This window comes from Saccharopolyspora gloriosae (assembly GCF_022828475.1).
Lineage (GTDB): Bacteria > Actinomycetota > Actinomycetes > Mycobacteriales > Pseudonocardiaceae > Saccharopolyspora_C > Saccharopolyspora_C gloriosae_A.
The window spans coordinates 250865-271990 of record NZ_CP059557.1 but is presented as its reverse complement, the minus strand read 5'-3'; the positions used below and the strand labels follow the sequence as shown (position 1 = coordinate 271990).

The following is a 21126-nucleotide window of genomic DNA, read 5'->3' as shown; positions in this document are numbered from 1 at the left end:
ATTTCGTCCGGAGCCCCCCGGCACCGGATGCTGCGACGCAAGCCGCGTCACAACGATGCTGTCGCTGGACGTGGACGAACTTTAGATCCCCCCGGTTCCATAACCAACCAAGGGTTGTCGCTCCGTTATCTTTGACCCTCATCACATCGGGCGGAACCCACCAAAGACGGCGTGTTGATGTCAGTAAAACCACTTAGTCTTGCCGTCGTGCGTGTCCGGGACAGCTTGCTGAAGCTCTTCGGCCTGTGTGTGCTCGCAGGAGTTCTCGTCGCCGGGATGCTGTTCCCGGCCGCCGGTGCTCTAGGGGTGGTGTCCAACCGCGCCGGTGACGCGGTGAACAACATCTCCTCCGAGTTGATGACACAGGACCCGCCCCTCGTGACCACGGTCACCGACCGGGCGGGAGTACCGATCGCCTACCTCTTCGACCAGAACCGGACGCCTGCGGCGCCCGACCAGATCTCCGCCTCGATGAAATCCGCGATCATCGCGATCGAGGACCGCCGGTTCTTCGACCACGAGGGCGTCGACTGGGCGGGCACGATGCGCGCCGCGCTCACCAACCAGATGTCCGGTGAGATCGCACAAGGCGGCTCCACGCTCACCCAGCAGTACGTGAAGAACTACCAAGTACACGTGTTCGCCGCCGACGATCCGATCAAGCAGGCCAAGGCCATCGAGCAGACCCCGGCGCGCAAGCTGCGGGAGATCCGCATCGCGCTGCAGCTCGAAAAGCGGCTCGGCAAAGAGGAAATCCTCGCCCGCTACCTGAACGTGGTCCCGTTCGGCAACCAGACCTACGGCGTCGCCGCCGCGGCCCGCACCTACTTCAACACCACTCCGGACAAGCTCAACGTCGCGCAGTCCGCGCTGCTGGCGGGCATCGTCAACAGCCCCAGCGCGCTCAACCCGGAATCGAACCCGCAAGAGGCGACGCTCCGGCGCAACACCGTCATCGACACGATGCAGGCGCAGCACCGCATCGACAGACGCGCCGCCGACGCCGCCCGCGCCGCGCCGCTCGGGCTCGTCTCGCCGCTGAACACGCTGCCGAACAACTGCGTCGGAGCCGGTCCCGCCGACGGCTTCTTCTGCAAGTACGTCATCGACTACTTGCAGAACGCCGGGTTCGCCGAGCAGGAGCTCCGCACCGGCGGCTACACGATCCGCACCACGCTGGACCAGAAGGCGACCAACGCGGCGAAAGCCGCCGCCGAAAAGCACGTGCCCAAGGACACCAAGGGCATCGCGAACGTGATGGCGGTCGTCGAACCCGGCAAGGACAAGCACGAGGTGCGCGCGCTGGTCGCCAACCGCGACTTCGGCAACGACGCCGGCCGCGGCCAAACCTCGTACGCGCTGCCCAGCGGCGTGGCGAAGTTCGGCGCCGGATCGGTCTACAAGGTGTTCACGGCGGCCGCCGCGCTGGAGAAGGGGATGGGGATCCAGAACACCATCCAGGCCCCCGGCAACTACACCTCGAGCGTCTACCGCAACGGTTCCGCGCCCTACACCGTCGGCAACGCCGAAGGCGTCACGCCCGGCCCGCGGACCTTGCAGAAGGCCCTCGCGACCTCGCCGAACACCGCGTTCGTGGCATTGCAGGAACGGGTGGGCCTGGACCAGACGGTCGACATGGCGACCCGGCTGGGCATGCGGCAGACGCTGCTGCACTCGAACCTCAGCGGTGATCCGCTCGCCCCGAACGGCGCGAACGGGCCGTCGATGGGCGACGTGGTCAAGGAGAAGAAGATCGGGGCGTTCACCCTCGGCTTCGGCCCGACCAGCCCGCTGGAGCTGGCGAACGTCTCGGCGACCCTGATGAGCGGTGGCACCTGGTGCCCGCCGACGCCGGTCGATCAGATTCTCGACCGCAACGGGAACCCGATCTCCATCACCGAGGACCCGTGCGAGCAGGCCGTCGACGAGGGGCTCGCGAACGCGATGGCCGTCGGCATGAGCCAGGACGACAAAGCGGGCGGCACCGCCTACGGAGCCGCGAACAACGCGAGCTGGACGCGGCCGATGGCGGGCAAGACGGGAACCACCGAAGCCCACCAGTCCGCCGGGTTCATGGGCGGCACCCCGCAGTTCGCCGGCTCGGTGCTGACCTTCTCCGACGGTGACAACCCGCAGGGCATCTGCGACAGCACGCCACCGGCGCTGTGCGGTGCCAACGGCGGCAACATCTACGGCGGCAAGGTTCCGGCGCGCACCTGGTTCGACGCGATGAAACCGATCCACGAGGGGCTGCCCACGGCCCCGCTGCCGGATGTCACCGACCGGTACAAGAGCGGCGGCGACGAGTTCCAGGTGCCCAACGTCGTCGGCATCACCGCCGAGCGGGCCAAGCGCACGTTGGAGAAGGCCGGGTACAAGGTCGAGCAGCGATCGGTCAACAGCGAACGCCGGAAGGGCTCGGTGACCAGCCAGACCCCGCGCGGTTTCGCCCTGCCCGGCGAGACGGTGACGTTGTCGGTGAGCACCGGCTACGTCCCGCCGCCGTCGCCGGCTCCGAAACCACCACCGCCACCACCGCCTCCGGGCGAACCGGGCGAACCGGGACGACCGCCGGGTGAGCAACAGCCGGATCCGCCGTTCATCCCGATCCCGCCGGGCATCTTCCCGCCGTGAGCCACCTGCCTACACTCGGCGGTTGTGACGGACACGCAGGTGAGCACGCGACGCGTGCGCTCCCGGTACCGGCTGCTTCGGGTCTCCGAGGTCGAGCGGATCACCCCGCGCATGGTGCGGGTGGTCCTCGGCGGAGCTGAGCTCGCCGACTTCGACAGCACCGGCAGCGACCAGCGGATCAAGCTGTGCCTGCCGCGTCCCGGGCAGCCGACGCCGCTGGGACGGGACCGAGCGGAGGTGTTCGCGCTGCCGCGCGAGCAGCAGCCGAAGCAGCGCACCTACACGGTCCGCTGGTTCGACGCGGCCCGGCAGCGGCTCGCGATCGACCTGGTCGTGCACGATCACGACGGCCCCGGCTCCGCCTGGGCGCGGGCGGTCCGGCCCGGCGATCAGATCGTGGCGGTCGGGCCGAGCCCGTCGTACCGGGCGGACCCGGCGGCGGACCGGCTCGTGCTCGCCGGGGATGAGACGGCGCTACCCGCGATGCTGGCGATGGTCGACGAGCTGGACGAAAGCGCTCGGGTGCAGGTGTTCGCCGAGATCGCCGACGAGGCGGAGCGCCAGGAGATCCGCGCGCGGGCGGACGTGACGTGGACGTGGCTGCATCGCGACGGTGTTCCCGCCGGGCTGAGCACCTTGCTGGCGGACGCCGTGCGGACCGCCGACCTCGGCTCGCGGCCGGACGTGTGGGTGGGCGCGGAAGCCGCGGCGGTGCACCAGATCCGGGAGTACTGCCAGCGGGAACTCGGGTTGGATCGCCGCCGGGTGTACGCGCTGGCGTACTGGCGCCACGCCGCCCCGGCCTGATCGGAGGCTCCGCGAGCGGCCCCATCCCGAGCGTCGCGGGGCCACCACCGGCCGTAGGCTGGACGGCGTGAACAAGCTGGGTCGGATCATGCTCGCCGGCGGCGCTCTGGGTGCCGCGACCTTCGGTTACGCCGCAGGCGTGGAACGAAGGCACTGGACGCTACGACGCGCCACCGTTCCGGTGCTCGCCGAGGGTGCTCCCGAGTTGCGTGTCCTGCACATTTCCGACCTGCACATGATGCCGAACCAGCGTTCCAAGCAGCGCTGGGTCGCCGGGCTCGCCGAGCTCGCCCCCGACCTGGTGGTCAACACCGGCGACAACCTCGCGCACCCGCAAGCGGTTCCGGCCGCGCTGCGCGCGATGGGCGCACTGCTGGACCGGCCCGGCGTGTTCGTGTTCGGCAGCAACGACTACTACGGCCCGAAACCGAAGAACCCGGCGCGCTACTTGCTGCCGTCGGCGAAGACGAAGCGGATCCACGGTGACCCACTGCCCTGGCGGGACCTGCGGGCGGCGATGACCGAACGCGGCTGGGTCGACGTGACGCACCGCTGGCACGACATCGAGCTCTCCGGCATCCGGATCCACATCGCCGGGCTGGACGACCCGCACTTGAAGCGGGACAAGTACTCCAAGGTCGCGGGCACTCCCCCGCAGGAAGCGCAGCTGAGCCTGGGCCTGACGCACTCGCCGGAGCCGCGGGTGCTCGACGCGTTCGCCGACGACGCCTACGACCTGGTGCTCGCCGGGCACACCCACGGCGGTCAGCTGCGGGTGCCGGGCTACGGGCCGATCGTGACGAACTGCGAGCTGGACCGGTCCCGGGCGCGGGGCGCGTCGACGTGGGGCGACCGGATGCACCTGCACGTTTCAGCGGGCCTGGGCACCTCCCCGTACGCACCCGTGCGCTTCGCCTGCCCGCCGGAGGCGACGCTGTTGACGCTGGTCCCGCGCTCGCAGGCCGGTTCCCCCAAGTCCACCGGCATGTTCGGCAACCCCCTTCCGGGGCACGCGCGAACATCCGCTAGACTTCTTTTCAGCGGCGGACAAGTACCCGAGAGGTTCCCGCTGATTGATCGGGGTGTGGCGCAGTTTGGGAGCGCGCTTCGTTCGGGTCGAAGAGGTCGTGGGTTCAAATCCCGCCACCCCGACAGGTAAAGGGCCTGGCCAGGACTCCATAAGGGGTTTCGGCCAGGCCCTTTTCTATGCCGCAAAGCCCCCCGTTGGGAGAAGATCTTGGAGCCGGGCTCACCGGCCTGGACCTTCTCCCCTGACGGTCGGGCCGATCACGCACTCGGGGACGCAGGCCGAACGCAGGAACTGCCGAGCATCTGCCCCAAGTAGTCCCAGGTCCGGCGAAAGACGTCGACCGGGTCGACATCTTGCCCCTGGCACCGGAGCCGAGCCCATTCGTCGAGCGCAGCCCGGAGGGCGACGCTCACGGTCTCCACCATCACGCGGGCGCGCAACGCATCGCCGTCACCGAGCATGGTGATCACGAGGTGCTGGTTGTCGCGGCAGAGCTGCTGATCGAGGGCCAGCAGGGAGTCGCGGAGGTTCTCGTCTTCGGCGGCCAGACCGCGGACCCGCAGCAGGCGTTCGATCAGCGCGTCATCACTCGTCGCAATGTCGGCCAAGGCTTCCGCGAACGCCCCGAACAGGTCAGGCAGAACCGGCTCGCCGCCGCCCAGGCGGGCGATGCGGGCGGCGATGAACTCCTGGAACCCGCGACTGGCGTCGAGCGCGGCGTCCTCCTTCGTCGGGAAGTAGCGGAAGAAGGTGCGCTGGGAGACACCCGCCGCAGCGGCGATCTCCTCGACGGTCGTCCGATCCGAACCGTGCTCGGCGAACAGGTCGAGAACTACGGCCTCGATCTCCGCCCGGGTGGCACGACGTCGCCGTTCCCGCAGGTCAGTGGCATCAGTCACGCACTCCATGCTATCAGTTGACTTATTGGCAGTCACCGGCGTTACGCTGGCGACTGTCAAAAGGGCGGTCTCTGTCGCGCCGCCTGCCGGCGCGTACCTCGTCCGCCATGCGAAGAAGGGAACTTCATGACCACCCCAGCCGCACACTTCTCGGAGATCGCGAAATCACGGCATTCCGTGCGCAGGTTCAAGTCCACACCGCTCGCCCCGCAGGACATCCGGGGAGTGCTCGAGGACGCTCAGACCGCCCCGTCGAACTGCAACACCCAGCCCTGGACCGTGCACGTGGCCTCCGGATCGGCCCGCGACCAGCTGAGCAAGGAACTCATCAAGGCCGACGAGGAGGGAAGGCACTCCTCCGACTTCACCTTCGACTACGCCGACTTCGGAGAAGGCACCTACCTGGAGCGAGCGCACGAGCACGCCGCCACGCTCTACGGCTCCCTGGGCATCGAGCGAGCGGACAAAGCAGGCAGGAGGGGCGTCATTCTGGACAACCTCGCCTTCTACGGCGCCCCGCACGTCGCCTTCCTCTTCATGCCCCAGTTCGGCGACGGCGTACGAGCCGCCGGCGACATCGGCATGTACGCGCAGAACTTCCTCCTGTCCCTGACCGCTCGTGGACTCGGCGGCATCCCGCAAACCGCGCTCGGTTCCTACGCCGACACCATCCGCGATTTCCTAGGAGTTCCCCAAGAGCTCAAGCTCCTGTTCGGCATCGCCTTCGGCCATTCCGACGAAGCGGCACCTGGCAACAGCTTCCGGATGTCACGCGTCTCGCTGCACGACAGCGTCGTGCTGCACGAAACCCCCGGCGTCCTCGACGAGCAGTGAACTAGCGAACGGCCTGGTCCGGATTCCGCAAGAAGTTCCGACAATTTCTTCCATAATTGTTGCTTGGTTATGTGCGCATCTGTACGCTCGCCGCCGCGGCGACGCTCACCGGGAACGAGATGGGACAATTGACTAGACGCAGGTTCAACTGGGGACACCTCACTACAGGGCTAGCAATAGCACTGCTTGCGGCATCGATACCGATCGTCAACATCCCGTACTATCCGGTCGCAGCAAGCTTCTGTTTGATCGTCGCGCTTGCCGCATGGCTCGCAGTCGCCGTGTGAGCACGTCAGTTCGGCACCGTCCGCACTTTCGGGAATCGACCGATCCGCTGTCCGCTTCGACGAGGGCACAACGTTCTCATTACCGGAAACGTACGACTACGTAAGATTTCCGGCCGCCCAGGAGGAAAACGACCCGAGCGCCCTGACCGTTCTTTTCGACAAGCAGGGGAATCTCGCCCACACGATCGAAACAAAGATCGCCCGGGTATCTGAGACCTCCGTTCGTTTCCAAATTTGGAAAGATGGCGATCCGGCCTTCGACATGGTCCTCGACGAGCACGGTCCGCACCTTACGGACGGCGCCGATTGGGGCAAACCGAGCGCGCAGCCCATTACCGCGCAAGGATTCAGCTGGACCAAGTTCAACGACTGCCTCGCGGCTCAAGGAATCAGGTGGACGGTGGTCGTTTTCGTTGGAATCGCATGCGCTGTCGCTTGCGGGGCCACGTTCGGAACGGCGTGCGCGATCTGCATTGCCGCCGAAGGCGGTACCTCGATCGCCACTGTTTACCGATGCGCGAGCCAGGCGATCAGCTAACGCGTTCGCCCGGCGCGGATCAACAGGTGCGCGACCTGGCCGGAACTCCCGAGGGGCTCCGGCCAGGTCGTTTCTCGTGACGTGGCCGGGCGAGTCCGCGAGCCGGTGATCCACCTCGCGGGCTCGCCCGGGTGGAAGGGGCGGCGTGGTGTCGGGGGATCGGGCAGGATCGGTGAGGTGAGCACCTACCCAGACGCGAAGATTCCGGAAGAGCTGTTCGACGACGCCGAGCGGGAGGCTCGGTGGCGGGCGCGGTTCAGCGCGCCGCGGGTGTCGCTGCCGGATTGGGCGCGGGACGCGCCGGGGCGCAACCTGTACGTCTCCAACTCCAGCGGCACCTGGGAGTTGTACGCGTGGGATCGGGACTCCGGGGAGCACCGCCAGGTCACCGACCGCCCGAACGGGACGTTCCACGGCACGCTGTCCGCGGACGGCGCGCGGGTGTGGTGGTTCGACGACACCGACGGCGACGAGTTCGGGTCGTGGGTGAGCGAGGACTTCGCCGCCACCGGCGGCAAACCCGAAGCGGCGCTGCCCGGGGTGCACGCCGGCTACCCGGCGGGGCTGGAACTGGGGCCGACGGTCACCGGGGTCGGCATGTCCACCGACGACGGCGTCACGGTGTGGGTGTCGCGCGCGGGCGGGGCGCCGGAGGTCGTCTACGAGCACGAGCAGGACGGCGGGCTGTCCGCGCTGTCCTGGGACGAGAGCCTGCTGGTGCTCTCGCACTCCGAGCACGGCGACAGCAGGCACCCGGCGCTGCGGGTGCTGCGGGTGGACGGCGCGGCGACGGTCGCGGACAAGTGGGACGGGCCGGGAAAGGGCCTGGACGCGCTGGACTTCGCGCCGGTGGCGGGAGATCCGCGGCTGCTGGTGCTGCACGAGCGGCACGGCCGGGAAGAACTGTTGATCTGGGACGTGCTGGCCGACACCGAGCGGGAGATCGACCTCGGGCTGCCCGGTGAGGTCTCGGCGGACTGGTATCCGGACGGCACGGCGCTGCTGATCGCGCACACCCACCACGCGCGCACCACGATGCACCGCTACGACCTCGACTCGGACGAGCTGACCGAGCTGTCCACCCCGGCCGGGACCGTCGGCAACGCCTCGGTGCGGCCGGATCGTTCGGTGGAGTACTCGTGGTCGTCGGCGGCCACTCCGTCGCTGGTGCGGACGTTGAGCGCGGACGGTGCCGACCAGGTGCTGCTGACTCCGCCCGGCGAGCGGCCACCGGAATCGCAGCCGGTGAGCGACGTGTTCGTGCCGGTTCCCTACGGCCCGAACGACACCGTGCACGCGCTGGTGTCCCGCCCGGCTGCGACCGGGGACGGGCCGGTGCCGACGGTGTTCAACCTGCACGGCGGGCCGCACGCGGCGGACGAGGACCGGTTCTCGGCGTACCGGGCGGCGTGGCTGGACGCGGGCTTCGCCGTCGTGGAGATCAACTACCGGGGTTCGACGGGCTACGGCTCGGCCTGGCGGGACGCGATCGAGGGCAGGCCGGGCCTGACCGAGCTCGCCGACGTCGCCCACGTGCACGACTGGGCGGTCCGCGAAGGGCTCACGACGCCCGCGTTGAGCGTGGTCGCCGGGGCTTCGTGGGGCGGCTACCTGACCTTGCTGGCGCTGGGCACGCAGCCGGAGCGCTGGGCGGGCGGAGTCGCCGGGGTGCCGGTGGCGGACTACGTGTCGGCCTACGCCGACGAGATGGAGCCGCTGCGCGCCTACGACCGGGCGTTGTTCGGCGGTTCGCCGGAGGAGATCCCGGCGGTGTACTCGGAATGCTCGCCGCTGACCTATGTGGACGAGGTGCGGGCTCCGGTGCTGGTGCTGGCCGGGGACAACGATCCGCGGTGCCCGATCCAGCAGATCTTGAACTACCTGGACCGGCTCGCCGGGCGGGAAGTCCCGTTCGAGTTCTACCGCTACGACGCGGGCCACGGTTCGCTGGTGGTGGCGGAGACTTTGCGCCAGGTCGCGGCGGAGATCCACTTCGCCCGTCGCGCCGTGGGCCTCGTCTGAGCCGGACACCCGACCTGGAGTGAACGTCCCTTCGACCGCTCACGAAGGGACGTTCACTCCGCCGGCTCGTCAGCTGACGGCCCGTTGACCGCTCACATCGGGCAAAGGGGACATTCACCTGGTGCGGAGCCGCCTCCTGCTCACCAGTGTGGGCGTGCAGGTCACTTCGCTCGGGTGCTTCCGGCAGTCCTCCTGGCCGTGATCGGTTTCTCGCCGGAGTGCCCCGTGTGGGCGCCGGGAAGAAGAACCGGTCACGCCCGCCCGCGCGCGTTCAGCGGATCGGTCAGCCCCGCGAGCCAGGGGCGGTGCAGCTGCACCGTGGGCGCGTCGTCCGGCGCCGGGGCGGACAGGTCTCCACTGATCACGTGCCCGGCCCGCGAGCCTGCGGTGCCGTGGTGGCGAGCCGGTCCGGCGCGCAGCACGACGACCCGGTCGGCGAGCTCGGCGAGCTCCGGATCGTGGCTGATCAGGATGGTCGTGCGGGTGCGAGCCAGGTTGCGCAGCGGGGCGATGACCTTGCGCTTCGACTCCGCGTCCAAGCCGTTCGTCGGCTCGTCGAGCACCAGCACCGGGGTGCGGCGCAGCACGGCACGGGCGATCGCGATGCGGCGGCGCTGGCCGCCGGACAGCAGTGCACCCCGCTCCCCGAGCATCGTGTCGTAGCCCTCGGGCAGCGCTCGGACGAACTCGTCGGCGTCGGCTTCCCGCGCGGCGGCGACGATCTCGGACTCGGTGGCTTCCGGGCGCGCGAACGCGATGTTCTCGGCGACGGTGCCGTGCAGCATGTCCGCTTCCTGCGGCACCAAGCCGACCTGGTCGCGGACCGCGTGCAGCGGGAGCCGGGTGAGGTCCACGCCGTCGAGCAGCACGCGCCCGGCCTCCGGGTCGTAGAACCGCAGCAGCAGCCGCGCCAGCGTCGACTTCCCCACCCCGCTCGGGCCGGTGATCAGCACGAACTCGCCAGGATGGACCTGCAGCCGGAAATCCCGCAGTGCGGGCTCCGCTGCCTGCGGGTAGCGGAACACGACCCGGTCGAACTCGATGGAGCGGCCGGGCCGGTTGCTCCGAGGCAGCTGGGCGGTGCCGCCCGGAGCGTCGACCACCGCGGGCCGGGCGTCGAGGAGTTCGATCAACCGCTCCGATCCGGCGCGGGCGGCGGTCACCGCCATCGTGATGCGCCCCAGGTCTTGCAGCGGCGGGTACAGGTAGCCGATGTAGGCGGCGAAGGCCATCAGGCCGCCGATGGTGATGCGGTCGGCGGAGATCTCCCAGACCCCGACCCCGATGACGAGCAGGATGCACACCGTCTCGACCATCGTGACCAGCGGTGGGTACAGCGCGGACAGCCTCGCCTCGGTCAACTTGGCGCGGAACCAGCGCATCGAGGCCGTGTGCAGCTTCGCGTCCTGGCGGTTCTGCTGGTTGGCGGACTGCACGAGCTCGACGTGGGAGAGGCCTTCTTCCACGACGGTGGCGATCTCACCGTTTCCGGCGCGTTCTTCCCGGGAGGCGACGCGCATTCCGGCGGAGAACTTCCGGGCCACCAGCCAGAAAGCGGGCGCGAGCGCGAACGAGAGCAATGCGAGATCCCAGCGCAGGTAGAGCGCGGCACCCGCGTAGAGGACGACGCTGAAAAGCGCGGTTCCCGTTTCCACCATTCCGGAGGCGACGAGCCTTTCCACCGCCTCCACGTCCCCGGACAACCTGGCCACCAGGTCGCCCATTTTTCGGCGCGCGAAGAAATCGGGCGACAGTCGTTGCACATGCGCGAACACGTGCGCGCGCAAGCGCACCAGGAATCGTTCGGCGGCACGCGTGGAGAGGTAGGCGCCGCCGAAAGAGGCCGCCGCCCCGAACGCCGCGATCGCCAGCCAGGACAGCCCCGGAACCCAGAAGGCGTCAAGACTGCCTGCCGCCAGCGCATCGTCGGTGATCAGCATGAACATCCAGATCGCCGCCGTATCGGCCAGCGCGGCCAGCACCAGCAGCAGTCCCGCGGCGAGCAGTCCGCCGCGTTCCGGCCGCAGGAAGGGCCGGAACCGGGCGAAGATCTCCCGAATTCCTGGTGCGGCAGTCATCGTTCCCCTCTCCTGAGCACCCGGAATGGCCGGCGACGATACGGGCGCCGCCGGCCACTCCGGAATGGGTCACTTCCGCGGCGGCTCGCCCGGAGCGGGATGCTCGGGACGCGGGAAGTGCGGGCGCTTACCGGGAACCGGGATGGGGAAACCCATTGTGTGACCTCCTGGTCGTGATTTCTACTCTTTCGCCGGTGCCGTTCGGCTCCGACATGAATGAATCTACCGGCGGAATTCCGCCGCATTCGACGCGAAGGCACTGCTAATTCACTGGGAACCGGCTGAACGAATTCCCGCCGCGCGGTCGGAATTCGACATTCCCAGCACGTTTCCACGCCGCATCGAGCGGACTCCCAGGCGCCGCCGGTAGGCACACCCCGCGCCGGCGTGACCCACGTCGCGCGCCGAGTGACGCACAGCGCGGAATACCTGCGTGTGCAAGTGTGTAGTTACCGGTATGAGCCATCTCTTCGACCCGTTCAAGCTGGGCGACACCGCCATCCGAAACCGCGTCTGGGTCTCCCCCATGTGCACGTACTCCGCAGTGGACGGCGTGCCCGGCGACTGGCACCTCGTGCACCTCGGCCAGTTCGCGATCGGCGGCGCCGGGCTCGTCATGGCCGAAGCGACCGCCGTCGCACCGGAAGGCCGCATCAGCCCCGGCGACACCGGGCTGTGGAACGATGAGCAGGCCGCCGCCTGGCGCCGGATCACGGACTTCCTGCGGGAACAGGGCGCCACGCCCGCCGTCCAGCTGGGGCACGCGGGCCGCAAGGCATCGGCCGCCGCACCTTGGGAAGGGGGCGCCACGGTGTCCGAGTCCGAGGGCGGCTGGCAGACGGTGAGCTCCACCGCGAACGCGTTCGGCGAACTCGCCGCCCCGCGTGCGCTGACCGAGGACGAGGTCGCCGCGCTCCCGCAGCGGTTCGCCGACGCCGCCCACCGCGCCGACGAGGCGGGCTTCGACGTGATCGAGCTGCACTTCGCGCACGGCTACCTGGGGCACCAGTTCTACTCGCCGCTGATCAACGACCGGACGGACCGCTACGGCGGGGACTTCGACGGCCGCGTCCGCGTGCTGCTGGAGATCGTGGACGCGGTGCGCGCCGTGTGGCCGGAAGGCCGCCCGCTGCTGGCGCGGCTGTCGGCGACGGACTGGGTCGAAGGCGGCTGGACCGGGGACGACTCGGTGCGGCTGAGCAGGTTGCTCGCCCAGCACGGGGTGGACCTGATCGACGCGTCGACGGGCGGCGCCGTGCCGGACGCGCAGATCCCGGTGAGCTCCGGTTACCAGACCAGGTTCGCCCGGCAGATCAAGCTCGAAGCCGAGGTCCCGACCGGCGCGGTCGGCCTGATCACCTCGCCCGAGCAGGCCGAGGAGGTCGTGAACTCGGGTTCGGCCGACGTGGTGCTGCTGGCCCGCGAACTGCTCCGCGACCCGCACTGGCCTCTGCACGCGGCAGACCGCCTCCGCGCCTCAGACCTCTGGCCCAAGCAGTACGAACGCGCCCGCCGCTGACGACATGAAACGACCCGGTGCTCACTAGGAGCACCGGGTCGTTTCACGAGAACCTGTTTTGCTTTCGCCCTGTTCGACATTGTCGTCGTCTTGTCAGCGGCGAAGCCGCTGAGCAGCGCTTACCAAAGCGAGCCGCTCACCGGCGGGTTCTCAGTTGGTCCCTCGTGAGGACGGCTTTTTCCCTCGTGGCGGAGCCGCTAGGGAAAAATATCCCGCGGCGAGAGACCAACTGAGGTTCCGCCACCCGACCCCCCAGGCAAGGCGAGATCGCAGCGGGAACGAAGTCAGGATTCGGTGAGTTGTGCTTCCCACATCCAGTGGGCCTTCTCGAGTTCCTGGGCGATGCTGATCAGCAGGTCCTGCGACACCAGGTCGGTCTTGTCCGTTTCGTCGATCCGGGCGCGGAGGCGGCTGATCAGCGCCGCGAGCGCGTCCACGGTGGCTCGCACGACCTCGCGATCCGTGTGCCAGCCCTGTTCGAGCGTCGGCAGCCCGGAGTTCTTCGACACCGTCGAAGCCCGGCCGTCGGCGGAGATGCCCAGCGCGGCGGCGCGTTCCGCCACGTCGTCGGCGAATCCCCGGGCCGTGGTGACCAGCTCGTCGAGCTGCAGGTGCACGTCGCGGAAGAACCGGCCGACCACGTTCCAGTGCGCCTGCTTCGCCACCAGGTGCAGATCGATCAGGTCGACCAGGGTGCCCTGCAACGCCTTGCCGGTGATGTCCTTGTCGGAGTCGCGGAGCGGGCTGGTGATCGGAGACTTGCTCTCGGTCATCACGTACCTCCTCGCGCCGGGTGCGCAATCGGTTCGGGTTCAGCCGTCCGGGTACCCGCTTCAGCCTCAAGTCAATCATCGACGGGCGTTGCACCAGGTCATCGACGTTTCTCGGCGAACTCCACGAGTTGAGCGCCGATCGTGCTCAGCGTCCCGGCGAGTTTCGGGTCCGAGCACTCCCCCTCCGGTCCGAACCGGACCTCCGAGGAGTTCACCGCCGCGCCCAGCGGCGTCGGCCACCCGCGCAGCGAGTGCACCACCGACCGCAGCGCCTGCAGGGTCGTCACCGAGGCCTGCCACCCGTACGCGGCTCCCACGCAGCCGACGGCACGGCCGTCGAGGTAGGGCCGCTCGTCGTCACGCAGGTCCTCGACGTAGTCGACGGCGTTCTTCAACAGCCCCGAGATGGTGCCGTGGTAGCCGGGCGAGGACAGCACCACGCCGTCCGCGACGCGCAGTGCCGCCACGAGTTCCCTGGCCGCGTCGGTGCGTTCGGTGAGGTGCGGGTCGTAGAACGGCAGGATCAGGCTTTCACCGCCGATGGCCTGCACTTTCGCGCCGGCTTCGCGCGCCCCGGCGAGCACGGCGTGCATCGCGCGCTCGGACTGCGAGTCCGGGCGCACCGAACCACCGATTCCCACCACGGTCACGGTCATCGTTCGATCCTTTCATCAGACTGCGTCCGATCCCACCCGGACGTTGATCACGCTACGACCTCCACTTAACTTCAAGTCAAAGCGTTGATCGGGTGTCCCGGGCCACAGCTACTTGGTAGTAGCCTCACGCGCACGGTCCGTCCCCGGGAGGTCTTTGCCCATGTCGAAAGTCGTCGAACTCATCCCGCCTCGGCTGCGTCCCCGAGTGCTCGGTGCCGGACTGCACGCGGCATTCGCCCTGCCTCGGCCGCTGCGCCGGGCGATCGCGGGCGCACCGCTGCGGCTCGACGGCCAGGAACTCTCGCTCGACGCGCAGCTGCTGCTCAAGATGCAGAAGATCAGCGGCAGCACCCGGCTGAGCGCAGGGGCCGCCGAGCTGTCCCGCGCCCTGATGGCCCAGTCCACCGGCATCGTGGACCGCGCCCAGCTGCCCGGTGTCGCCGTCGGCGAACGCACCATCCCCACTCCGAACGGCGAGCTCGCCGCCCGGCTGTACCGGCCGCAGGACTTGACCGAGCACAGCCCGCTGCTGGTGTTCTTCCACGGCGGCGGCTGGGTCATCGGCGACCTCGACAGCCACGACGACCTGTGCCGCTTCTTCGCCAAGACCGCCGGAGTGCGAGTGCTGTCGGTGGACTACCGGTTGGCCCCGGAGGACCGCTTCCCCGCCGCGTTCGACGACGCGATGGCCGCGTTCCGCTACGCCGTGGACAAAGCCGGTGAACTGGGCACCCGGCCCGACCGGATCGCGGTCGGCGGGGACAGCGCCGGCGGCAACCTCGCCGCGACGGTCTCGTACCACACCACGCGGCAAGGGGAGCGCAAACCGGCGTTCCAGCTGCTCATGTACCCGGCGGTCGACGCGTCGGTGCGGCGTCGCTCGCGGGAGCTGTTCGGCGAGGGCCTGTTGCTGACCGACGGCGACATGGACTGGTTCCTCGACCAGTACGCGGGTCCCGCCCTCGACCGCACCGACCTGCGTCTGTCGGTGTTGCTGGCCGACGACCTCAGCGACCTGCCCCCGGCGCACGTGGTGACCGCCGGCTTCGACCCGCTGCGCGACGAAGGCGAGGCGTACGCGCAGCGGCTGGCGGAGGCCGGTGTGCCGGTGGTGGCCCGGCGCTTCGACGACCTGATCCACGGCTTCGGCAACCTCCGCCAAGCCGGAACCCGCTTCAACGAGGCGCTGAGCGAGATCGCCGGAACACTTCGCGCGGGGCTGTCCTTGAACGTTCCGGCGAAGTAGGCCAGAGCCTTCCCCGCGCGGCGTGTGATCGCCGTGGTGCGGGGAAGGTCCTGACCACTGCGACGAACGAGCCGTGCCGAGGCCCGCGCGAGTCAGGCGTCGAGCATGGCGCGTAGCCGGGTGAGCAGGTCCTCCCGGGACGTGGCGCCGAGGCGTTGCTTGATCCGGCCGATGTGGTGTTCGACCGTTTTGGCCGAGATGAACAGGCGTTTGCCGACCTGCTTGTAGGTGAGTCCGGACAGGACCAGTTCGGCGACTTCGCGTTCGCGGTCGCTGAGCAGGTTCTGGTCGCCGGGATCGCCGACGGAACGCGGTCGCGCCGGTTTGCCCTGCAACGAGCGGGCGCATTCCAGCAACGCCAACATCGTCGGGCGGTCGGCGGTGCGCAACGCGGCCTGTCCCGCGAGGCGGGCGCCGTCCCAGGTGAGGCCGGCCGCGTGCAGTCCGCGCGCGGCCTGCTCGGCCTGTTCGCGGTCGACTTCCCCGACGAGCACGCCCAGCCAGGTGCGCGCCGCGGCGGCCATCGCGGCCGACATCGGATTGTGCGAGGCCATCGCCTCCAGCGCGGCCACGTGCGTGCGGGCGGTGCCGGCGTCCTCGCTCACGATGGCGGCCTGCAGGCACTTCCACCGCAGCAGGCCCGACCACAACGGCGGATCGCCCAGTTCGCCGAGCAAGGTGAACGCGGCGCGCAAGTGCGGCTCCACCCAGTCCTGGTCGTGCAGCCGCGCGCAGGACACGGCGAGCTCACCGAGCGCGAGCAGGCCGAACAGGTCCGCCGGGTGCTCGGCGATGGCTTGACGGGCACGGCCGCGCACCGCGTTCAGCGCGGCGGTGTCGTTGTCGCGGTCGGCGATCCCCGCCTCGATCGCCGTGGCAAGCAGCCGGTCCCGCGCCTGCAGCGAATCCGGGGAGCACACCGCGGTGTCCAGAGCGGTACGCGCCGCGAGGGTGTCGCCGCGGGCGAGTGGGATCCACGCCGCGAGCAGCCGGTGGCGCACCGCCAGCATCGGACCGCCGCTGCCCGCTTCGATGGCGCGTCCCACCATGGAGGCGGCGACGTCGAGCTCACCGCAGTGCAACGCGGCCAGCGTGGCGATGGCCGCCGGCGTGTCGGGGACCAAGGTGTCGCCGCCGACCGGTTCAGCCAACGACGCGGACCTGGCCAGCTGGGACAACGCGGTCACCGCGCTTCCCTTGATCGACTCCCGGAGGCCGTCGACGAGCTGGTCCGACGAACCGGACAACGAAGTGGGCGGCCCCGGGTCGGTGACGGACGCCAGCAGTTCTTCGGCCTCGGCCAGCCGGCCCGTGCCGATCAGCGACACGGCCGCGTAGGCCCGGTCGCCCGGCCAGCGCAAGTGCTCCGCCGACCAGCGGCACAGCTGCGCGGAGCGGGCGGGCAGCCCGCGGTGGGCGAGCACGCTGGCCGCCACCCGCACACCGAGCGCCCGATCCGGCACCGACTCGTCCACGATCACCGCGTCGGCCAGCCGCAGCGCCTCGTCGAAGTTCCCGGCGATCGCGGCCGCCTTGGCTCGGCGCGCGGCCAGCCGGGTCGGCGGGGTGCCTTCGGAGACGGCGGCGTCGAAGAACCGCGAGGCGAGTTCCGGGGCCTGCTCGGCCGCTTCCACCCCGGCCTGCTCGAACGCCTCGGCCAACATGGGGTCGGCGGCCGCGGTCATCTCGAACTCCAGGAACGGCCGCAGCAAACCCAGAACCGGCCGTCCCCGGTCGAGCTGCACCCGCACCAGCTTGCGCACGATCCGCAGCCGCTGATCGACGGGAGTCAGCAGTTGCGCGGCTTTGCGGACCAGCGGCAGCAGCTCGTCGGAGCCGTCCGTCAGCCCGCTCGCCCGGATCGCGGACAGCGCGGGCACCACCTCGGCCGGATCGAGTTCGAGCAACCAGGCCAGCACGTCGGGATGCGGGGAAGCGCCGACGGCGATCGCGACGGCGCACGTACGGCCCTCCTCGCCGAGCCCGTCGATCTCCTGCTGGACCTGTTCGACGATCCGCGGCGGCACACCGCGGCGGGTGAGGTCCTGCGGGGTGGCGTCGGCGAGCACGCCCTCCACGAAACGCGGGACGCCGCCGGTCTGCGCCAGCAGCCGGTCCAGCCATTCGGCCGGCGGTACGGAGCCGATGCCACGTTCGACGCGGGCGGCCAGGTCCTGCTCGGTGTAGCCGGCCAGCACCACGGGCGGACCGGTGCGGCCGAGGGTGTGCACGAGCTCGCTCAGCTCCGTGCCGCGCGGCCACGGCCGGTAGGCGACGATCAGCCGCGCCTGCGGGTGCCGCGTCAGCTCCCGCACGGCGCGCACCTCGGCGTCGTCGAGCAGGTGCGCGTCGTCGATGAGCACGGCGGTGGTCGCCGGGTCGACGCCGTGGGCGCTCATCGAGACCGGCACGTCGGCGGCCCGGTAGGCGGCGGCGAGTTCGTCGAGCAGCGTGGTCTTGCCGTAGCCGCCCGCCGCCTGCACACCGACCTGCACCGGCGCCGCGGGGGCGGCCGCGATCGACTCCCATAACCGGACGGCGCGGAGGCCGGTGACCAGGTTCGGGGCGGTGGCTGTCCGGTGGTTCACAGGAATCCTCGGTTCACGGAGACCTCGTTTCACGGGTCACTCGGGGATGCGGGTGGTGCGGCTGAGGAGCCTTCACAGAACGATCTTGTAGTCGTCGTTTCGCCCACGGCGGAGCCGATGAGCGGTGACGACGCGCGCAGGTCGAACACCGGCGGGTTCCCCGTGGCTTCCTCCCGGCGATTTCGCCGTGCGGGGGGCCGCACGAGGCGTCGCGGCCACATCGGGAGGAGTGGCCAGGAAGCCGCTGAGGTTTCGCTGCCCGGACACCTGCGCAAGCCATCCGAACGGGCTCCTAACGCTGTTGGCTGGTCATCGGACTCGTCGGTTGGTCGCCGCCGACGCCTTGCACCACGGTCAGGACCAGGCCACCGATGATCAGCAGCGCCGCCGCGCTCAGCTTGAGGATCTTGAACAGCCGTTTCCGGTCTTCGTCCGGCGGTTCCAGGTACATCGGTTCCACCTGCACCGGTGGCCGGACCGGATCGTCTCGTTCCGGCTCCCCGTCGATGACGTCGAGGCCACCTGGTCCCTCGACGCGCATCAGCACGCTGGTCTCCGCGACGGAGGCGGCCTGATCGCTCACCGAGGACAGCACGCCGACCGCCGAGACCGCCGCGCCGCGGGCCGCGACGAGTTCCGGCGCGGTGTCGACCTGCGGGGTCCGTTCGAGGCGCTCGGCGACGAGCTGCTTGGCCAGCGGGACGCGCATCGTGCCGCCCGCGAGGACGAGCGCCGAGAGGTCCTCCGGGCTCACCGCCGCGGACTGCACGGCCTGCAACAGCAATTCCGGGACGCGTTCCAGGTGCGTGCGGACCAGCTGTTCGTAGCGGGAACGGGACATCGCGAAGTCGGTGCGCAGCCCCGGCACGTCCACTCGGACCGTGGTTCCCGGGTGGTAGGACAGCGCTTCCTTGGCCCGGACGCAGTCGGCTCGCAGCCCGGACAGGGCCGCGCGGTGCGTCTGATCCGCCGGGTCCAGCGCGTCGAGCTGGGCCGAGAACTCCGCCCGCAGGTGGGAGAACAACTCGTCGTCGAGGTCCTGCCCGCTCGGGTGCCCGGAGTCCAATGAGGACCCGAGCACGTCGAAGCCGGGGGCGCGGCGGCGCAGCACGGTCGCATCGAATCCGGTGCCGCCGACGTTGGCGACGGCCACCGTCTCCTGATCGGCGACCTGCTGCTTGCTCGCGTAGTCGAGCGCCACGGCCACCGGTTCCGGCACCAGCGTCAGGTCGCGCAGGCCGAGCCCGGCGAGCGCTTGGCGCACCAGATGACTGCGGAACGGTCCCCACGCCGCGCTGTGCGCGACGGTGATGTGCTCGGCCGGGTGACCGAGTTGTTGAGCGACGGTATCGGCGACCCATTCGACCACGGCCGCGACCAGCGCCTGCGCGGTGACGAACTCGCTGCCGACCAGCAAGGGGGCGTCGTCGCCGACCTGGCGGGTGAATCCTCGGACGACCCATTCGTGGTGGGTCAGTTCCTGCCTGCTCGCCGGTTCCCCGGCGACGAACGAGCCGTCCTGGACTCGGCACAGCACCGTCGGAACGGTGTGCCCGGTGGAACTCAGCGGCACCGGAGTGGCCGCACCCCATGTGCCGCCTTGGCGCCGCGCGATGGCGGCGGAGGTCGCCGTGGCCCCCACATGGATCCCCAGGACGTAAGGCATGCAACCCCTTCCCGTGATCACCTTTCGGATCATCGGACGGTACTCGAGCCGCACGCCGGGGAAGTCCGGTCACGGGGCCAGCCGACCGCCCGATGACACTCAGGGCGGTGACAACTTAGCGCGTGCCCGATCACATAGCGCTGACGGATCCCCCCATGCGTCCCCTAGTCGAGTCACGACCCCATCCCCTAATAGTGCCCCCACTCACTAGGAGTTGTACCCGATGGCCACGGGCACAGCCCGCAGTAACGTGCTCGCTGGGAGTGAGGGATCGGGCACGATCTTCACTCGGTCACACGTAACCGAGTTTCAGCTGAGGCAGGGAGAAAGCATCATGATCCACTCTCAGCCGGATGATGCCCCGGGCCGTGCCGAGACCTTCACTTCCAGCCCGGGGGCGCAGGACGCGCCCGGCCAGCCGGACGGACCGACGCTGTACGAGTTCCTTACGCGGCTCGTCACCAGCCCGGACGCCCAGGCGGCCTTCGACGCTGATCCGCGCGCCACGCTGGATCACGCCGGACTCGGGGACATGAGCGCGACGGACGTGCTGCAAGCATCGTCGCTGGTGCTCGACTACGCGCCGGTCGAGATCGCGGATGAATACGGCCGCTCACTCCAGAGCAGTGTCGAGAAGTTCGCCGCGAGCACCCAGCATGTCGCGATCAATGAACTGCATCCCGCACAGCCACTCGAGCAGGAAGTTACGGAACTGAGCATGCTGCCTCCGAACGACACCCCGGCCCCCGGCTCCAGCATTCCCGCCCCGGACGACGCCGGTGACACCAACATCGACATCGAGCAGAACGACTCGCACAACCTGATCAACGTGCACGACGTGCTCAGCGGCAACAACGTTGCCAACGGCGTCGGCAACGTCGTGGGTGACACCACCTCCCAGGCCACCGACACGGTCGACAACACCGTCAACACCGTTGGCGACGTGACCGGCGACGTGACCGGCGTTGCCGGCGACGTGACCGGCACCGTGGGCGACGTGACCGGCACGGTCGGCGACGTCACGGGCGCCGTGGGCGACGTGACCGGCGTTGCCGGCGACCTGACCGGTGCGCTGCCCTCCGGTGACGCGGCTTCGGCCGACGCCGGTGCGCTGTCCGGCGTTGCCGGTGGCGCGCTGGACACCGTGGGCGACGTGGCCGGCGGCGTGCCGGTCGCCGGCGACATCGCGGGCCCGGCCGTCGACACCGTCGGTGGCGTGGCCGGTGGCGCCGTGGGCACCGTCGAGGGTGTCGCCGGTGGCGCCGTTGACACCGTGGGCGGCGTCGCCGGTGGCGTCGTGGGCGGCCCGGTGGCCGGTGTGACCGAGGCGCTGCCCGCGCCGGCCGACCTCCCGGTCGTCGGTGACGTGGCCGAGCAGCTGCCGGTCGACGACGTGGTCTCCCACCTGCCGGCCCCGAGCGACCTGCCGGTCGTCGGCGACATCGCCGGCCCGGCCGTCGAGGACGTCGCGGGCGCGGCCACCTCGGCGCTGCCGCTGGACGGCCTGCTCTGATTCCAGCCCCTCTGGGCTTGATCAAAGCGAATTGAC

The 21126-nt window shown here is 69.8% G+C and carries 14 protein-coding genes, 1 tRNA gene and 1 pseudogene; 10 read left to right on the top strand and 6 right to left on the bottom strand.

Translation table 11 applies throughout. From position 1 onward, the window contains the following. The first annotated feature begins 207 nt into the window (after positions 1-207). The 4 genes and pseudogenes from H2Q94_RS01200 to H2Q94_RS01190 all read left to right on the top strand — a co-directional run bounded on the left by H2Q94_RS01200 (position 208) and on the right by H2Q94_RS01190 (position 4593). Positions 208-2634 (top strand): transglycosylase domain-containing protein, encoded by a 2427-nt coding sequence (locus H2Q94_RS01200; protein ID WP_243791087.1) that lies wholly within the window; start codon positions 208-210, stop codon positions 2632-2634. 39 nt (positions 2635-2673) lie between these two features. After that, a complete protein-coding gene (locus H2Q94_RS01195; RefSeq protein ID WP_243791085.1) occupies positions 2674-3441 on the top strand; it encodes a siderophore-interacting protein in 768 nt (255 codons plus the stop codon). Positions 3442-3529: 88 nt separating this feature from the next. Continuing rightward, positions 3530-4195, top strand: a pseudogene (locus tag H2Q94_RS30800) (metallophosphoesterase); the annotation flags it as partial. Positions 4196-4519: 324 nt separating this feature from the next. After that, a tRNA-Pro gene (locus H2Q94_RS01190) sits at positions 4520-4593 on the top strand. Between the two features lie 135 nt (positions 4594-4728). Here H2Q94_RS01190 and H2Q94_RS01185 read toward each other — a convergent pair. Next, positions 4729-5370: a TetR/AcrR family transcriptional regulator gene (locus H2Q94_RS01185; RefSeq protein ID WP_243791082.1), complete on the bottom strand. Its 642-nt coding sequence runs from the start codon at positions 5368-5370 to the stop codon at positions 4729-4731. 126 nt (positions 5371-5496) lie between these two features. Between H2Q94_RS01185 and H2Q94_RS01180 the strand changes: the two genes are divergently transcribed. The 3 genes from H2Q94_RS01180 (at position 5497) to H2Q94_RS01170 (ending at position 9051) form a co-directional block, all read left to right on the top strand. Next, a complete protein-coding gene (locus H2Q94_RS01180) occupies positions 5497-6204 on the top strand; it encodes a nitroreductase (protein ID WP_243791080.1) in 708 nt (235 codons plus the stop codon). A gap of 258 nt (positions 6205-6462) precedes the next feature. Continuing rightward, positions 6463-7029 (top strand): hypothetical protein, encoded by a 567-nt coding sequence (locus H2Q94_RS01175; protein WP_243791077.1) that lies wholly within the window; start codon positions 6463-6465, stop codon positions 7027-7029. A gap of 177 nt (positions 7030-7206) precedes the next feature. Continuing rightward, complete coding sequence (locus tag H2Q94_RS01170; RefSeq protein ID WP_243791075.1) at positions 7207-9051, top strand: prolyl oligopeptidase family serine peptidase; 1845 nt, start codon at positions 7207-7209, stop codon at positions 9049-9051. A gap of 251 nt (positions 9052-9302) precedes the next feature. On the opposite strand, the gene H2Q94_RS01165 is transcribed toward H2Q94_RS01170, so the two are convergent. Beyond that, on the bottom strand, positions 9303-11129 hold the full coding sequence (locus H2Q94_RS01165; protein ID WP_243791073.1) for an ABC transporter ATP-binding protein: 1827 nt from the start codon (positions 11127-11129) through the stop codon (positions 9303-9305). Between the two features lie 457 nt (positions 11130-11586). Between H2Q94_RS01165 and H2Q94_RS01160 the strand changes: the two genes are divergently transcribed. Further along, positions 11587-12648: an NADH:flavin oxidoreductase/NADH oxidase gene (locus tag H2Q94_RS01160; protein ID WP_243791071.1), complete on the top strand. Its 1062-nt coding sequence runs from the start codon at positions 11587-11589 to the stop codon at positions 12646-12648. Between the two features lie 284 nt (positions 12649-12932). Here H2Q94_RS01160 and H2Q94_RS01155 read toward each other — a convergent pair whose 3' ends face one another. Continuing rightward, positions 12933-13421, bottom strand: a complete 489-nt coding sequence (locus H2Q94_RS01155) for a Dps family protein (protein WP_243791069.1) — start codon at positions 13419-13421, stop codon at positions 12933-12935. 98 nt (positions 13422-13519) lie between these two features. Next, a complete protein-coding gene (locus tag H2Q94_RS01150; RefSeq protein WP_243791067.1) occupies positions 13520-14077 on the bottom strand; it encodes an NADPH-dependent FMN reductase in 558 nt (185 codons plus the stop codon). Positions 14078-14237: 160 nt separating this feature from the next. Between H2Q94_RS01150 and H2Q94_RS01145 the strand changes: the two genes are divergently transcribed. Next, positions 14238-15323, top strand: coding sequence for an alpha/beta hydrolase (locus tag H2Q94_RS01145; protein ID WP_243791065.1), 1086 nt, complete (start codon positions 14238-14240; stop codon positions 15321-15323). A gap of 92 nt (positions 15324-15415) precedes the next feature. Here the strand turns inward: H2Q94_RS01145 and H2Q94_RS01140 are convergent, their stop codons facing one another. Then, a complete protein-coding gene (locus H2Q94_RS01140) occupies positions 15416-17911 on the bottom strand; it encodes a LuxR C-terminal-related transcriptional regulator (protein ID WP_243791063.1) in 2496 nt (831 codons plus the stop codon). A gap of 292 nt (positions 17912-18203) precedes the next feature. After that, the gene (locus H2Q94_RS01135; RefSeq protein ID WP_243791061.1) at positions 18204-19577 is read right to left on the bottom strand and encodes an Hsp70 family protein; all 1374 of its coding nucleotides are present in this window, start codon (positions 19575-19577) and stop codon (positions 18204-18206) included. A 223-nt stretch (positions 19578-19800) separates the two neighbouring features. Between H2Q94_RS01135 and H2Q94_RS01130 the strand changes: the two genes are divergently transcribed. Then, a complete protein-coding gene (locus H2Q94_RS01130; protein ID WP_243791059.1) occupies positions 19801-21090 on the top strand; it encodes an IniB N-terminal domain-containing protein in 1290 nt (429 codons plus the stop codon). The last annotated feature ends 36 nt before the right edge of the window (positions 21091-21126 follow it).